Source organism: Paracoccus aminovorans, from assembly GCF_900005615.1.
Classification (GTDB): domain Bacteria; phylum Pseudomonadota; class Alphaproteobacteria; order Rhodobacterales; family Rhodobacteraceae; genus Paracoccus; species Paracoccus aminovorans.
Window position 1 is genome coordinate 3,034,033 of record NZ_LN832559.1, and the last position, 14,476, is coordinate 3,048,508.

The window sequence follows — 14,476 nt, forward strand, 5'->3', positions numbered from 1 at the left end:
ACGCCGCCGCCGCGGGCCTGACGCCTGCGGCGGCGCGCCTGTCATACCGGGGGGAATGATGGACGCCATTCTGGAAATGCGGGGAATCACCAAGGAATTCCCCGGGGTCAAGGCGCTCGACAACGTCAACATGACCGTGCGCCGGGGCGAGATCCGCGCCCTGGTCGGCGAAAACGGCGCCGGCAAGTCCACGCTGATGAAGGTGCTTTCGGGCGTCTATCCGCATGGCAGCTACCAGGGCGAAATCCTTTACAACGGCCAGCCCATGGCCAATCGCTCCATCAAGGACAGCGAGGAAAAGGGCATCGTCATCATCCACCAGGAACTGGCGCTGGTGCCGCAGATGTCCATCGCCGAGAACATCTTCCTGGGGAATGAGATTGCCACGCGCGGCATCATCGACCGCCAGGAAACCAATCGCCGCACCGCCGAACTGCTGGCCAAGGTGGGCCTGCGCGAAAGCCCCGAGACCAAGGTCGGATCCCTGGGCATGGGCAAGCAGCAGCTGATCGAGATCGCCAAGGCGCTGTCGAAAAAGGTCGACCTGCTGATCCTGGACGAACCGACCAGTTCGCTGAACGAGCATGACAGCGACGCGCTGCTGCGCCTGCTGGCGGGGTTCCGCGACCAGGGCATGACGGCGATCCTGATCTCGCACAAGCTCAACGAGATCAGCCAGGTCTGCGACAGCATCACCGTACTGCGCGACGGCTCGACCGTGGCCCATCACGACGGCATGGTCGCGGAATCGCAGATCGTCCGCGACATGGTCGGCCGCGCCATGGACGACCGCTATCCGTCGCGCGAGCCAAAGATCGGCGAGGTGGTGATGCAGGTCCGCGACTGGTCCGTCGCCGACCCGCTGCGCGAGGGCCGGCTGCTGGTCAAGAAGGCCAGTTTCGAACTGCGTCAGGGCGAGGTTCTGGGCATCGCCGGGCTGATGGGCGCCGGCCGCACCGAGCTTGCCATGAGCATCTTCGGCCGCTCAATGGGCGACTGGAAATCGGGCAGCGTCCGCATCCACGGCCGCGAGGTCGAGCTGACCACGGTGCCCAGGGCCATCGCCGCCGGCCTCGCCTATGTGACCGAGGACCGCAAGTCGCTGGGCCTGGTGCTGGAGGACACGATCCGCCGCAACATCCCGCTGGCGAACCTGGCCGGGATTTCCACGCGCGGCGTGGTGGACCGGCAGCGCGAGGGCGCCGTCGCCCGCGACTATCGCAAACGCATCAACATCCGCTCGCCCTCGGTCGAGCAGAAGACGGTGAACCTGTCAGGCGGCAACCAGCAAAAGGTCGTGCTGGCGAAATGGCTGTTCTCGGAACCCGAGATCCTGATCCTGGACGAGCCCACGCGCGGCATCGACGTCGGCGCCAAATACGAGATCTATACCATCATCCGCGATCTGGCGGCCTCGGGGAAATCCATCATCGTGATCTCCTCCGAGATGCCCGAGCTTCTGGGCATCACCGACCGCATCCTAGTGATGAACGAGGGCCGGCTGGTCGGCGAACTGCGCACCGCCGAGGCGACGCAGGAAAAGATCATGTCCATCATCATCCGCTCGGGCCACGACCTGACCGACGAGGCGGTCACGCCCGAGCAAATCGAGGCAGAGGCCGCCCATGTCTGACACCACCGAGACCCGCCAAGGCGACACCTTCGGCTTCATCCGCCGCAACATCCGCGAATACGGCATCCTGTTCGCGCTGATCATCATCATGGCCTTCTTCCAGGTGGTGACCGGCGGCATCCTGTTCCGGCCGGTGAACCTGACCAACCTGTTCCTGCAGAACAGCCATATCGTCATCATGGCGGTGGGCATGCTGCTGGTGATCGTGGCCGGCCACATCGACCTGTCGGTCGGCTCGGTCGCGGCCTTCGTCGGCGCGCTGGCGGCGCTGATGATCGTGCGCATGGGCCTGCCGATCCCGCTGGTCGTGGTGCTGGCGCTGGTCGCCGGCGCGGTGATCGGCGGCATCCAGGGCTATTGGATCGCCTATTGGAAGATCCCCAGCTTCATCGTCACCCTGGCCGGGATGCTGGTGTTCCGCGGGTTGACCATGTGGATCCTGCAGGGCCAGAACATCGGTCCCTTCCCGCGCGGCTTCCAGATGATCGCCTCGGGCTTCATCCCCGACCTGTTCGGCCCGGACAAGCCCAACACCCTGTCCCTGATCCTGGGCTGGGGTGCGGCGGTCGTGATCCTGTGGCTGCAGATCCGCGGCCGCAAGCGCGAAGAGGCGGTGGGCATCGCCGACGAGCCCTTCGCCTTTTTCGCCGCCAAGAACGCGCTGATCTTCCTGGCGATGGTCTGGATGACCTGGGCGCTGGCGAATTTCCGCGGCCTGCCCAATGTCTTCATCGTCATGGCGGTGCTGGTCGCGCTTTACGCCTTCCTGTCGGAACGCACGACCATCGGCCGGCGCATCTTCGCCATCGGCGGCAATGCCAAGGCGGCGAAACTGTCGGGCATCAACTCGGAACGGGTGGTGTTCCTGACCTTCATGAACATGGGCATGCTGGCGGCGCTGGCGGGGCTGGTGGTCTCGGCCCGGCTGAACTCGGCCACGCCCAAGGCCGGCGTCGGCTTCGAGCTGGACGTGATCGCGGCAGTCTTCATCGGCGGTGCCTCGATGGCGGGCGGCGTCGGCACGGTGATCGGCGCCGTGGTCGGTGCCTTCATCATGGGGGTGATGAACAACGGCATGTCCATCCTGGGCATCGGCATCGACTATCAGCAGGTCATCAAGGGGCTGGTGCTGATGGCCGCGGTGATCTTCGACGTCTCGAACAAGTCGAAATCGTGACGCCGAACTGGATCGCCGTCGACTGGGGCACGACCCGACTGCGCGCCTGGGCCATGCAGGGCGCGCAGATGCTTCAGGCGCGCGCCTCGGACCAGGGCATGGGCCGGCTTGCGCCCGAGGGATTCGAGCCGGCGCTGCTGGCGCTGATCGCCGACTGGCTGCCGGCGTCGGGCACCATCCCGGTCCTGGCTTGCGGCATGGTCGGCGCCCGCGGCGGCTGGGTCGAGGCCGCTTATCGCTCTGTCCCCTGCCCCCCGCTGGACCCGCGGCAGGCGATCCGCCCCCCGGTCACGGACCCGCGCCTGGACCTGCGCATCCTGCCCGGCCTGTCGCAGGCCGACCCGCCCGACGTGATGCGCGGCGAGGAAACCCAGATCGCCGGCTTCCTGGCCGGGAACCCGGGCTTTCGCGGCGTGCTCTGCCTGCCGGGCACGCATAGCAAATGGGCCCGGATCGCGGATGGCGCCGTCGCCCGCTTCGCCACCTTCATGACCGGAGAGCTTTTCGCCCTGCTCGCCCGGCAATCCGTGCTGCGCCTGACCTTGGCCGAAGCCACGCCAGACGCCCAGGCCCTGACCCAGGCCGGAGCGCAGGCGCTGGCCGACCCTGCCTCTGTCCCGGCCGGGCTTTTCGCCCTGCGCGCCGGGGCGCTGCTGCGCGGGCTGGCGCCGGAACAGGCGGCCGGGCGGCTTTCCGGCCTGCTGATCGGCGCCGAACTGGCCGCCGCCCGCCCGTTCTGGACCGGGGCCGAGGTCGTTCTGATCGGCGCCCCCGACTTGACGACGCATTACGAAACGCTCTTGCTGGCGCAGGGCGTCCGGGTCCGGCGACAGGACGGCGCTGCGCTGGTCCTGGCCGGGCTGACCGCCGCCCACCGGCTTCTGCACGAGGACCCATGACCCAGCCCATCATCGCCATCCTGCGCGGCCTGACCCCGCCCGAGGCCCTGCCCGTCGCCCGCGCCCTGATCGAATCCGGCATCACTCGCATCGAGGTGCCGCTGAACTCGCCCGACCCGCTGGAAAGCATCCGGCTGATGGCGGCGGCCTTCGGCGGCCAGGCCACGCTGGGCGCCGGCACCGTGCTGACGCCGGAACAGGTCGGCCGCGTCGCCGATGCCGGCGGCCGCATGATCGTCTCGCCCAATGCCGACCCGGCGGTGATCCGCGAGACCCGGGCGCGCGGCCTGGAAAGCTGGCCGGGCGTGTTCACCGCCACGGAATGTTTCGCCGCCATCGCCGCCGGCGCCACCGGGCTGAAGCTGTTCCCCGCCGACCAGGCCGGCCCTGCGGCGCTGAGGGCGCTGCGCGCCGTCCTGCCGCGCGAAATCCCGGTCTATGCCGTCGGCGGCGCCGGGCCGCAGAATTTCGCCGAATGGCACGCTGCCGGGGCGCAGGGCTTCGGCATCGGCACCGCGCTCTACAAGCCCGGCGATGCCCCCGAAACCGTCGCCACCCGCGCCCGCGAGATCATCGCCGCCATGCAGGCCCTGGGATGAACGCCGCGGTCTTCGACCCGCGTATCTGCGAGCTGGGCGAAGGCGCCTTCTGGCACCCCGAGCGCGCGCAGCCCTTCTGGTTCGACATCCTCGGCCGCCGCCTGATGTCGCAGCGCGACGGCAACCCGTTGGAGTGGCAGTTCGACGAGATGGTCTCGGCCTGCGGCTGGATCGACCGCGATCATCTGCTGATCGCCAGCGAGACCGCGCTCTTGCGCTTCGACCTGCGCACCGGCGCCCACCAGAAGCTGGTGGCGCTGGAACCCGACCGCGCCGGCAACCGCTCGAACGACGGCCGCGCCGACCCGCAGGGCGGCTTCTGGATCGGCACGATGTCGCGCAGCGCCGAAACCGGCCAGGGCGCGCTCTATCGCTACCTCGACGGCGAGCTGCGCCAGTTGCGCGCGGGCCTGTCGATTCCCAATGCCATCTGCTTTTCCCCCGACGGCCGGCTGGCCTATTTCGCCGACACCGCGGCGCAGAGGGTCTGGGCACAGGCGCTGGACGAACAGGGCTGGCCCAAGGGTCAGGCGCGGCTCTTCCTCGACCTCTCCGGCACCGACCAGTTTCCCGACGGCGCGGTCACCGACGACCAGGGCCGGTTCTGGAACGCGCGCTGGGGCAGCGGCTCGGTCGCCTGCCATGCCCCGGACGGCCGGCTGCTCAAGCGCCTGGCCCTGCCCGCCAGCCAGCCCAGCTGCCCCTGCTTCGCCGGACCCAACCTGTCGCAGCTGCTGGTCACCAGCGCCGCCGAGGGCCGCCACGGCCCGCAGGACGGCCGCACCTGGCTGCTGGACCCCCAGGCCCGCGGCCGCCCCGAACCCCGGGTGCGGGCATGATCCGGCGGCCCTTCGGCACGCTGCCCGATGGCCGGGCGGTGACGCGGGCGACGATCTCGGGCCATGGGCTGACCGCCTCGGTCATCACGCTGGGCGCCTCGCTGCAGGATCTGCGGCTCGACGGCGTCGCGCATCCGCTGGTGCTGGGCTTTCCCGAACTGCGACCCTATCTGGGCGAAGGCCGCTATTGCGGGGCCGTGGTCGGGCGCTATGCCAACCGCATCGCCCATGGCCGCGCCGTCCTGGACGGGCAAGCGCTAGACCTCGACCGCAACCAGGACGGCCGCAACATGCTGCACGGCGGCAGCGACGGCAGCGGCACCCGCAACTGGGTCCTGGCCGAGCAGACCGAGGCATCGGTCGCGCTCGCCGACCTGCTGCCGGACGGCCATATGGGCTTTCCCGGCGCCATGCCGGTGCGCGCGATCTACCAGATCCTGCCCGGACCGACGCTGCAGCTGACGATCACCGCCACCACGGACCGGACGAGCTTGTGCAATTTCGCCCAGCACAGCTATTTCAACCTCGACGGCAGCGACACGGTGGCGGACCATCGCCTGACCGTTCCCGCAACAAGCTACCTGCCCGTCGATGCCGACCTGATCCCGCTTGGACCCCCGGCCCCGGTGGGCGGCACGCCGCTCGACTTCCGCCGCCCGGTGCGGCTGGGCGACCGGCTGGAAGGGCCGCCGATCGACCACAACCTCTGCCTCGCGCCCGAACGCCGCCGTCTGCCGCGCAGGGCCGCGGTGCTGCAAGCCGGCGCGGTGCGGATGCAGCTGCACTCGACCGAGCCGGGGCTGCAGATCTATCCGGCCAACCACTTTTCCCCCGGCGCGCCGGGCCTTGCCGGCCGGCCCTATGGCCGCCATACCGGCGTCGCGCTGGAATCGCAGCTCTGGCCCGACGCGCCGAACCGGCCTGACTATCCCTCTGCGCGAATCTTACAAGGACAGATCTACCGACAGGTGACGCTCCTGCGGTTTCAGCACCCGGCGAAGGTTGACGCATAGCAAATTAACCAATTATTGCGAGGCAGGGAGGACTCATGGACCCTGCATCGACAACGCCGACGCCGCCGTCGGCGCCTTTCGCCGCCCAGCTGCAAACCCGGCTTCGGCAACGCATCGTCAGCTGCGAGCTGTCCCCCGGCACCCGGCTGTCGGAACAGGAGGTCGCCGACCAGTATCACCTGTCGCGCCAGCCGGTGCGCGAGGCCTTCATCCGCTTGGCCGGCGAGGGGCTGATCGAGGTCCGCCCGCAACGCGGCACCTTCGTCACCTGCATCGACCTGGAATGGGTGCTCTGCACCCGCTTCATCCGCGAATCGGTCGAGGCCGACATCACCCGGCTGGCCGCCGAACGCGCCACGCCGGCGGAAATCGAGACGCTCTTCACCCAGATCGCCCTGCAGGAGGCCGCCCCGGACGTGCCGGGTCTTGCCCGGCTGGACGAGGAATTCCACGCCACCCTGGCCGGGACCGCCGGCAAGACCATGGTCTGGGCGCATCTGCAGCAGATGAAGATGCATCTCGACCGTGCCCGCCACCTGCTGACCGCGATCACCCCGCGCGACACGATCATCGACCAGCATCGCGCCGTGGCCCAGGCGGTGGCCGACCGCGACCCCGACCGGGCCGAGGCGGCGATCCGCCTGCACCTGCGCCGGGTGCTGCACGACCTGCCCCAGGCGCTGCAACTTTCGCCCGATTATTTCACCCGGATGGATTCGCTCGCCGAGGCCCTTGCCGCCGAAACCTGACAGCGCGACCCTCGGGCCGGCGCCGCGATCGGCACGACGGTCGCCGTCCTTTCGCCGTTTCCCGAAAGCACGGCTTCCCGAAAGGCGGCCGGCCAGAGGCATCAGTCGCGGCGCCGCACCCTCTGGCGCTGCTCGCCCAGACCGGCGATCCCCAGCCGCATCACCTCGCCGCCCTTCAGGAACACCGGCGGCCGCTGGCCCATGCCGACGCCCGGCGGCGTTCCGGTGGTGATCACGTCCCCCGGCAGCAGCGTCATCAGCCGCGAGCAATAGGCGACGATCTCGGCCACGCCGAAGATCATCCGCGCGGTCGAGCCCTGCTGGCGCCGCACCCCGTCCACCTCCAGCCACAGTTCCAGCGCCTGCGGATCGGGCACCTCGTCGCGCGTCACCAGCCAGGGACCGATGGGACCGAAGGTGTCGAAACCCTTGCCCTTGTCCCAGGTGCCGCCGCGCTCGGCCTGCCATTCCCGCTCGCTGACGTCGTTGACCACGCAATAGCCGGCGACATGGTCCAGCGCCGCCGCCTCCGGGACCTGGCTCGCGACCGAGCCGATCACCACGCCCAGCTCGACCTCCCAATCGGTCTTTTGCGCGCCGGGCGGCAGCAGAAGGTCGTCCTCGGGGCCGCAGATGCAGCTGGTCCATTTGCCGAAGACCACCGGCTCGGCCGGCACCGGCAGCCCGGCCTCGGCGGCATGGTCGGCATAGTTCAGCCCGATGGCGACGAACTTGCGCACGTCGCCGACGCAGGCCCCCAGCCGCGGCTGACCCGAGACGATGGGCAGCGCATCCAGGTCCAGCGCCGCGATCGCCGCCAGCCCCTCGGGACCCAGCGCGGCGCCGGCGATGTCGCCGACATGGGCCGACAGGTCGCGGATGCGGCCCTCGGCATCCAGCAGCCCCGGCTTTTCCTGGCCCGGCGGGCCATAGCGCAGCAGTTTCATCGCCTTCCTCCCTGGAAAAATCCGCTAGCCGCGCCCGACCAGCGGCATGTTCGTCGCCATCACCGTCATCTGCAGCACGTTCGCCTCGGGCGGCAGGCTGGCCATCTGCAGCACCGCCTGGGCGACATGGGCGGCATCCATCAACGGCTCCGGGCGGATGCTGCCATCGGCCTGCGGCGCGCCCACCGTCGCGACGGCAGAGATCATCTCGGTCGCGGCATTGCCGGCGTCGATCTGGCCGCAGGCGATGCCGAATGGCCGCCCGTCCAGCGCCAGCGTCCGCGTCAGCCCGGTCACCGCATGCTTGGACATGGTATAGGGCACCGAGCCGGGACGCGGCGCCTCGGCGGCGATCGAGCCGTTGTTGATGATCCGCCCGCCCATGGGCTGCTGCCGCCGCATCTGGCGAAAGGCGGCGCGGGCGCACAGGAACATGCCGTCGATGTTCACCCGCGCCACGCCCTGCCACTCGTCCCAGGAAATCTCGTCGATCAGACGCGAGATCAGCAGCGCGCCGGCATTGTTGAACAGCACGTCGAGCCGGCCCCATTCGGCGGCGGCACGGGCAAAAGCCGCATCGACCGCCTGCGGGTCGGTCACGTCGCCGGGCAGCACCAGCGCCTGCGGATGGCCCTGCGCCGTCTCGGCCAGCGCCGCCGCGCGCCGGCCGACCAGGCCCACGCGCCAGCCGGCATCGAGAAAACGCCGCGCGGTCAGCCGGCCGATGCCGCTGCCGCCGCCGGTGATCAGGATGGTCTTCATCGTTCCCCCCGTTCCGGCGCGGATGCTAGCGCCCGCCCCGGCCAAGGGAAAGCCCGGTCAGGCCTCGGGGTCCCAGCCGCTGATCTGCTTGCTGTCCATGAACTCCTCAAGCCCCCAGACGCCGCCCTCGCGCGCGCGCCCCGAGGCCTTGACCCCGCCGAAGGCCGAGCCGCGGCCGCGCGACTGGCCGTTCATCTCGACCATGCCGGCGCGCAATTGCCGCGCCAGCCGGTTGCGCCGGGCGCCGTCCTGGCTTTGCACGTAATCGGTCAGGCCGTAGATGGTGTCGTTGGCGATGGCGACAGCTTCCTCTTCGCTGTCGAAGGGGATGATCGACAGCACCGGGCCAAAGATCTCTTGCCGGGCGATGGTCATGTCGTTGTTGACGTCGGCAAAGACCGTCGGGCGCACGAAATAGCCGCGATTGACGCCCTCGGGCAGGCCGGGACCGCCGGCGACTAGGCGCGCGCCCTCGTCGATGCCCTTCTGGATCAGGTCCTGGATCTTGTCCCATTGCTGCTTGCTGACCACCGGGCCGATATGCGGCCCGGGCTGGTGCGCGGTCGCGACGGCGGTTTCCTCGGCCACCTTGCGGGCCTGCTCGACGGCGGTGTCGTAGAAGCTGCGCTCGACCAGCATCCGCGTCGGCGCATTGCAGCTTTGGCCCGAATTGTAGAAGCAATGCCGCGCGCCGCGCGCCACCGCCTTGTCGTCGGCATCGGCAAAGACCAGGTTCGCGCCCTTGCCGCCCAGCTCCAGCACCACCTTCTTGACCGTATCGGCGGCGGCCTTGGTGATGGCGATGCCGGCGCGGGTCGAGCCGGTGAAGCTGATCATGTCCACGTCGGGATGCACCGACAGCTGGGTGCCGACGCCGACGCCGTCGCCGTTCACCATGTTGTAGACGCCCTTGGGCAAGCCGGCCTCGTCGATGATCTCGGTCCAGACCACCGAGCTGAGCGGCGCGATCTCGCTGGGCTTCAGCACCACGGTATTGCCGGCCAGGATCGCCGGGATCACCTTCAGCGTCACCTGGTTCATCGGCCAGTTCCAGGGCGTGATCGCACCGACCACGCCCACCGGCTCCCATGCCACCATGCTGCCCGGCGCATGCGGGCCCAGCGGGCGGATGAACTGGAAGTCGCGGAAGGCGGTGATGAAATTCTCGATGTGATACGTGCCGGCCGCGACCTGATCGCCCAGCGACATGTCCTGCGGCGCACCCATCTCGGCGGTGATGGCGGCGGCCATGTCGGGGGCGCGGCGGTTGTAGATTTCCAGGATGCGTTCGACATGGGCCAGCCGCTCGGCCGGCGGGGTGGCGGACCAGGCCGGGAAAGCCGCCTTGGCGGCCGCGACCGCCGCATCGGTGTCGGCCTGATCCCCCAGCGAGATCACCGCCACCGGCTCTTCGGTCGAGGGGTCGATCACCTCCAGGTCGCGCGGCCGGGCCGGGGCGACCCAGGCGCCGTCGATATAGAAACTCCGCTTGTCTGCCAGTGCGCCCATGAGCGGCTCCTTTCGGTTTTTCGGCCGCAGCGTGGCACCGGAGGGTCGCGACTGCAAGCGCCGCCCGGCTTTCCAAGCGGCGGCCCCGGCTCTATGCTGCGGGCGCAAAGCAATCGAAAGGACCGGGAATGTCCCTGCGCATCAACGACATCGCCCCCGATTTCACCGCCGAATCGACCGAAGGGCAGATCCGCTTCCACGACTGGATCGGCGACAGCTACGCCATCCTGTTCTCGCATCCGCGCGACTTCACGCCGGTCTGCACCACCGAATTCGGCGCCGTGGCGCAGCTGGTCCCGGAGTTCGAGAAGCGCGGCACCAAGGTCCTGGGCGTCTCGGTCGATTCGGTCGAGGATCACGGCAAATGGAAGCGCGACATCGAGACGGTCGCCGGCTGCCCGGCCGATTTCGCCATCATCGACGACACCGGGCTTGCGGTGGCGAAGGCCTATGACATGCTGCCCGCCGACTACTACCTGCCGACCGAGGGGCGCACGCCCGCGAATTCGGCCACGGTGCGGACGGTGTTCATCATCGGGCCGGACAAGAAGGTGCGGCTGACGATGACCTATCCGATGTCGGTGGGCCGCAACTTCGCCGAGATCCTGCGGGCGCTGGACGCGGTGCAAAAGACCGACGGCGTGCCGCTGGCGACGCCCGCCGACTGGGTGCCCGGCCAGGACGTGATCGTGGCGCTGGCGCTGGACGACGCGGCGGCCGAGGCGAAATACGGCGCGCTGAACAAGAAGCTGCCCTATCTGCGCTTCGCGAAGGATCCGGCGTAAGCTTGCGCAAACGGGGTGGACCGCGATGGCCCGCCCCGGTCAGATACGGTCATAGCTGACCTCAAGCGCGCGGCGCAGGTAACGGCCGTCGAAGGAAATCCGGGGCCTGGGCATTTCCACAAGCTGGAAGTCCATGTCGGCATAATGGTGCGCAACACCGTCCTCGGCGAAGCTTTGGAACATGAGGGCCGCTTTCTCGTCCCATTCTCGACGCTGGCGCTTCTCCTTTCCGGTGACGACACCCCATCGCGACAAGGTGTGGCGTGTGCTGGTGCGCCATTTCCGCAGGGCGCTTTCAGGGTTCTTCTGTAAATACAAGCAGTGATCGACACCCGCTTGGGCGAACATTTCCTGATAGACGGAAAAAAACTGCCCATGCGGGCTGTCGATGTGGTCAGGTTTAAGCCACGGTTTCTGAAAGCTCGAAAAGTGCAGGAAGACTGGCGGAAAAACCTTTTCGTAGCCATAGTTGAACAGGGCTTTCTGGAAGTTGCAGCGCGGGCTCAATTCCGTCCAGCGCCCCTGGAAATGTGCGTTTAGGAAGTCCTGGTCCGGCATCCTTACACCCGCCCCGTATATGGCCATATAGCTGCGCAATTCAGCGGCATAGTCCGTGCGTTGCCAGATTTCCGGGTCAATCAACAGCATTCCCGAATTGAAATATCGCCCTGATTCAAGGCCAATGGAACGCCGCCATGTCTCTGCGTCCATGCGAGCCAGATGCGGCGGAGCGGTGATGGCGGCCGTATCCTGGACGGCGCCGATTCCCCCAGGCAGAGGGATCTTCAACAATTCGGGCATGGCAAAGCAGGGATAAATATCCGCATCCAGATAGATCAGTCGCCGATAGCCGGTCAGAAATGCCGGTGCGAAAATTCGGTCGTAGACGATGGGTGGCCAGTTACGGGTCGACGGCAGCCCTTCCGGCCGCAACCCTTTCAAAAGGTTTCGTTGCAGAAAGACCCCGTCCTCGCCTAGATCATCCTGTTGTCGCGGCCCGCCGTTTTCCAGGAAGACATGGCAGTCGATCTGCCACAGACGCACCAGCCGCCGTGCTACCGCTCGGCCCAACCCCAGATAATGGTCGTCCACAATCAGAAAGAAGGCAGCGTCACGCATATCAGACTCACCGAATTAAAATGGGCGCCAGTGGCGCCCATTGTAGTTTGAAGTCAAGCCAGGATCACTCGGCCTGCGCGTCCTCTTTCTTCTCGGGGGCGATTTCCTCGCCGGTCTCCTGATCGACCATCTTCATGCCCAGGCGGACCTTGCCGCGGTCGTCAAAGCCCAGAAGCTTGACCTTGACCTCTTGGCCTTCCTTCAGGATCTCGTTCGGATGGTTCAAGCGCTTCGAGGCGATCTGGGACACGTGGACCAGACCGTCGCGCTTGCCGAAGAAGTTCACGAAGGCGCCGAAATCGACCAGCTTGACAACCTTGCCGGTGTAGATCTTGCCCTCTTCCGGCTCGGCCACGATCGAATAGATCATGTCATAGGCCTTCTTGATCGAATCGGCGTTGGCCGAGGCGATTTTGATCACGCCGTCGTCGTTGATGTCGACCTTGGCGCCGGAAACCTCGACGATCTCGCGGATGACTTTGCCGCCCGAGCCGATCACTTCGCGGATCTTGTCGGTCGGGATGGTCATGGTCTCGATGCGCGGGGCATGGGCGCTGAACTCGCGCCGGCCTTCGGTCAGGGCGTGGGACATCTCGCCCAGGATGTGCATCCGGCCGTCCTTGGCTTGCGCCAGGGCCTGCTCCATGATCGCCGGGGTGATGCCCGCGACCTTGATGTCCATCTGCAGCGAAGTGATGCCGTTTTCAGTGCCTGCAACCTTGAAGTCCATGTCGCCCAGGTGATCCTCGTCACCCAGGATGTCGGTCAGGACCGCCCATTTGTCGCCTTCCAGGATCAGGCCCATGGCGACGCCGGCGACCGGCGCCTTCAGCGGCACGCCCGCATCCATCATCGACAGCGAACCGCCGCAGACCGAGGCCATCGAGGACGAACCGTTCGACTCGGTGATCTCACTGACCACGCGGATGGTGTAGGGGAAGTCGGTCGCGGCCGGCAGCACCGCCTGCAGCGCGCGCCATGCCAGCTTGCCGTGGCCGATCTCGCGACGGCCGGGCGAACCCACGCGGCCAACCTCGCCGACCGAATAGGGCGGGAAGTTGTAGTGCAGCAGGAAGTTCGAGCGCGAATTGCCGTGCAGCGCGTCGATGATCTGCTCGTCGTCGCCGGTGCCCAGCGTCGTCACGACCAGCGCCTGGGTTTCGCCGCGGGTGAACAGCGCCGAGCCATGGGTGCGCGGCAGGATGCCGACTTCGCTGTCGATGGCGCGGACGGTCTTGTTGTCGCGGCCGTCGATGCGGGCGCCGCCGTTGATGATGTCACCGCGCAGGATGCCCGATTCCAGCTTCTTCAGCGCCGAGCCCAGGTTCGGGTCCAGCAGTTCCTCGTCCGAAAGGCCGGCCTTGATCGCGGCCTTGGTGGCCTCGATGGCGTCGTGACGCTCGCCCTTGTCGCGCAGGGCATAGGCGGCGCGCATACCGGCCTCGCCCAGCGCCTGCACGCGGGCGTAAAGCGCGCTGTAATCCGGCGACTGGAAGTCGAAGGGCTCTTTCGCGGCGACCTCGGCCAGCGAGATGATCAGGTCGATGACCGGCTGCATCTGCTCATGGCCGAATTTCACGGCGCCCAGCATCTCTTCTTCGGTAAGCTCATAGGCTTCGGATTCGACCATCATCACGGCGTCTTTGGTGCCGGCGACGACCAGGTCCAGGCGCTGCTCGGGGTTCGAGCGCAGGTGGTCCATGTCCTGAACCTCGGGGTTCAGCACATATTCGCCGTTCGAGAAGCCGACGCGCGCGGCGCCGATCGGGCCCATGAACGGCACGCCCGAGATGGTCAGCGCGGCCGAGGCAGCGATCATGGCCACGATGTCCGGGTCGTTGACCAGGTCATGCGACAGCACGGTGCACATCACCAGCACTTCGTTCTTGAAGCCGGGGGCGAACAGCGGGCGGCAGGGGCGGTCGATCAGACGCGCGGTCAGCGTCTCTTTCTCGCTCGGGCGCGCCTCGCGCTTGAAAAAGCCGCCCGGGATTTTGCCGGCGGCGTAGTATTTTTCCTGGTAGTGCACCGTCAGCGGGAAGAAATCCTGCCCGGGTTTCGGTTCCTTCGCGAAGGTCACGTTGGCCATGACGCTGGTCTCGCCCAGAGTGGCGATGACCGAGCCGTCGGCCTGACGGGCAACCTTGCCCGTTTCCAGCGTGAGCGTTTCCTGGCCCCACTGGATGGATTTCTTGACTTCGTCAAAATGCATCTGATTTCCTCTGGCGACGCGCCGGCCCTTCCGGTCGCGCCCCGTGTCATATGGCGGCCCCATTGCCGCCGCCCCTATCCTTTGCATGTGCCCCAGGGCTGGGGGCGGCACGTCACAGATGGCCGGCGCATACCGCAAAACAAGGCGCTTGCAAAGCGGAGTCTTCGCCCGAGCCGCGCACAAAGCCTGCGGTCGGGACCCGGAAACAGCGCCGGAACGGTGTTTGAAAAAGG

General features: G+C 67.6%; 13 protein-coding genes. 8 read left to right on the top strand and 5 right to left on the bottom strand.

Annotation, left to right across the window (positions count from 1 at the left end; all coding sequences use genetic code 11):
• The first annotated feature begins 58 nt into the window (after window positions 1–58).
• The 7 genes from mmsA to JCM7685_RS15085 are packed head-to-tail and all read left to right on the top strand — an operon-like array spanning window position 59 to window position 6,909.
• The gene (gene mmsA / locus JCM7685_RS15055; protein WP_074968336.1) at window positions 59–1,633 is read left to right on the top strand and encodes a multiple monosaccharide ABC transporter ATP-binding protein; all 1,575 of its coding nucleotides are present in this window, start codon (window positions 59–61) and stop codon (window positions 1,631–1,633) included.
• Window positions 1,626–2,810, top strand: a complete 1,185-nt coding sequence (mmsB, locus tag JCM7685_RS15060) for a multiple monosaccharide ABC transporter permease (protein WP_017999142.1) — start codon at window positions 1,626–1,628, stop codon at window positions 2,808–2,810. Before mmsA ends, mmsB begins: the two co-directional genes overlap by 8 nt.
• Window positions 2,807–3,709 (top strand): 2-dehydro-3-deoxygalactonokinase, encoded by a 903-nt coding sequence (locus JCM7685_RS15065; protein ID WP_074968321.1) that lies wholly within the window; start codon window positions 2,807–2,809, stop codon window positions 3,707–3,709. The genes mmsB and JCM7685_RS15065 overlap by 4 nt, the downstream gene beginning before the upstream one ends.
• Complete coding sequence (locus tag JCM7685_RS15070; RefSeq protein WP_074968319.1) at window positions 3,706–4,308, top strand: 2-dehydro-3-deoxy-6-phosphogalactonate aldolase; 603 nt, start codon at window positions 3,706–3,708, stop codon at window positions 4,306–4,308. Before JCM7685_RS15065 ends, JCM7685_RS15070 begins: the two co-directional genes overlap by 4 nt.
• Window positions 4,305–5,147: an SMP-30/gluconolactonase/LRE family protein gene (locus JCM7685_RS15075; protein WP_074968317.1), complete on the top strand. Its 843-nt coding sequence runs from the start codon at window positions 4,305–4,307 to the stop codon at window positions 5,145–5,147. The genes JCM7685_RS15070 and JCM7685_RS15075 overlap by 4 nt, the downstream gene beginning before the upstream one ends.
• On the top strand, window positions 5,144–6,160 hold the full coding sequence (locus JCM7685_RS15080; protein ID WP_074968314.1) for an aldose epimerase family protein: 1,017 nt from the start codon (window positions 5,144–5,146) through the stop codon (window positions 6,158–6,160). Before JCM7685_RS15075 ends, JCM7685_RS15080 begins: the two co-directional genes overlap by 4 nt.
• A 35-nt stretch (window positions 6,161–6,195) precedes the next feature.
• Complete coding sequence (locus tag JCM7685_RS15085; RefSeq protein WP_074968311.1) at window positions 6,196–6,909, top strand: GntR family transcriptional regulator; 714 nt, start codon at window positions 6,196–6,198, stop codon at window positions 6,907–6,909.
• 101 nt (window positions 6,910–7,010) lie between these two features.
• Here the strand turns inward: JCM7685_RS15085 and JCM7685_RS15090 are convergent, their stop codons facing one another.
• From JCM7685_RS15090 to JCM7685_RS15100, 3 genes are read right to left on the bottom strand one after another with little or no spacing between them, the layout of a single operon-like run.
• Window positions 7,011–7,856, bottom strand: coding sequence for an ureidoglycolate lyase (locus JCM7685_RS15090; protein WP_074968309.1), 846 nt, complete (start codon window positions 7,854–7,856; stop codon window positions 7,011–7,013).
• A gap of 24 nt (window positions 7,857–7,880) precedes the next feature.
• Window positions 7,881–8,618, bottom strand: coding sequence for an SDR family oxidoreductase (locus tag JCM7685_RS15095; RefSeq protein WP_074968307.1), 738 nt, complete (start codon window positions 8,616–8,618; stop codon window positions 7,881–7,883).
• Between the two features lie 57 nt (window positions 8,619–8,675).
• Entirely contained in the window at window positions 8,676–10,118 is a 1,443-nt protein-coding gene (locus tag JCM7685_RS15100) for an aldehyde dehydrogenase family protein (protein WP_170848932.1), read from the bottom strand.
• Between the two features lie 137 nt (window positions 10,119–10,255).
• On the opposite strand from JCM7685_RS15100, the gene JCM7685_RS15105 reads away from it, so the two are divergent.
• Window positions 10,256–10,912 (top strand): peroxiredoxin, encoded by a 657-nt coding sequence (locus JCM7685_RS15105; protein ID WP_074968304.1) that lies wholly within the window; start codon window positions 10,256–10,258, stop codon window positions 10,910–10,912.
• Between the two features lie 39 nt (window positions 10,913–10,951).
• Here the strand turns inward: JCM7685_RS15105 and JCM7685_RS15110 are convergent, their stop codons facing one another.
• Both JCM7685_RS15110 and pnp read right to left on the bottom strand, forming a co-directional pair.
• Window positions 10,952–12,031, bottom strand: coding sequence for a glycosyltransferase family 8 protein (locus JCM7685_RS15110; RefSeq protein ID WP_074968303.1), 1,080 nt, complete (start codon window positions 12,029–12,031; stop codon window positions 10,952–10,954).
• Between the two features lie 64 nt (window positions 12,032–12,095).
• Complete coding sequence (gene pnp / locus JCM7685_RS15115) at window positions 12,096–14,243, bottom strand: polyribonucleotide nucleotidyltransferase (RefSeq protein ID WP_074968301.1); 2,148 nt, start codon at window positions 14,241–14,243, stop codon at window positions 12,096–12,098.
• Window positions 14,244–14,476 lie beyond the last annotated feature (233 nt).

Bases quoted from the DNA above. Each gene is read 5' to 3' on its own strand.
- mmsA (WP_074968336.1), top strand. From the start codon at position 59: ATGGACGCCATTCTGGAAATGCGGGGAATCACCAAGGAATTCCCCGGG.
- mmsB (WP_017999142.1), top strand. From the start codon at position 1,626: ATGTCTGACACCACCGAGACCCGCCAAGGCGACACCTTCGGCTTCATC.
- JCM7685_RS15070 (WP_074968319.1), top strand. From the start codon at position 3,706: ATGACCCAGCCCATCATCGCCATCCTGCGCGGCCTGACCCCGCCCGAG.
- JCM7685_RS15075 (WP_074968317.1), top strand. From the start codon at position 4,305: ATGAACGCCGCGGTCTTCGACCCGCGTATCTGCGAGCTGGGCGAAGGC.
- JCM7685_RS15080 (WP_074968314.1), top strand. From the start codon at position 5,144: ATGATCCGGCGGCCCTTCGGCACGCTGCCCGATGGCCGGGCGGTGACG.
- JCM7685_RS15085 (WP_074968311.1), top strand. From the start codon at position 6,196: ATGGACCCTGCATCGACAACGCCGACGCCGCCGTCGGCGCCTTTCGCC.
- JCM7685_RS15090 (WP_074968309.1), bottom strand. From the start codon at position 7,856: ATGAAACTGCTGCGCTATGGCCCGCCGGGCCAGGAAAAGCCGGGGCTG.
- JCM7685_RS15095 (WP_074968307.1), bottom strand. From the start codon at position 8,618: ATGAAGACCATCCTGATCACCGGCGGCGGCAGCGGCATCGGCCGGCTG.
- JCM7685_RS15105 (WP_074968304.1), top strand. From the start codon at position 10,256: ATGTCCCTGCGCATCAACGACATCGCCCCCGATTTCACCGCCGAATCG.
- JCM7685_RS15110 (WP_074968303.1), bottom strand. From the start codon at position 12,031: ATGCGTGACGCTGCCTTCTTTCTGATTGTGGACGACCATTATCTGGGG.
- pnp (WP_074968301.1), bottom strand. From the start codon at position 14,243: ATGCATTTTGACGAAGTCAAGAAATCCATCCAGTGGGGCCAGGAAACG.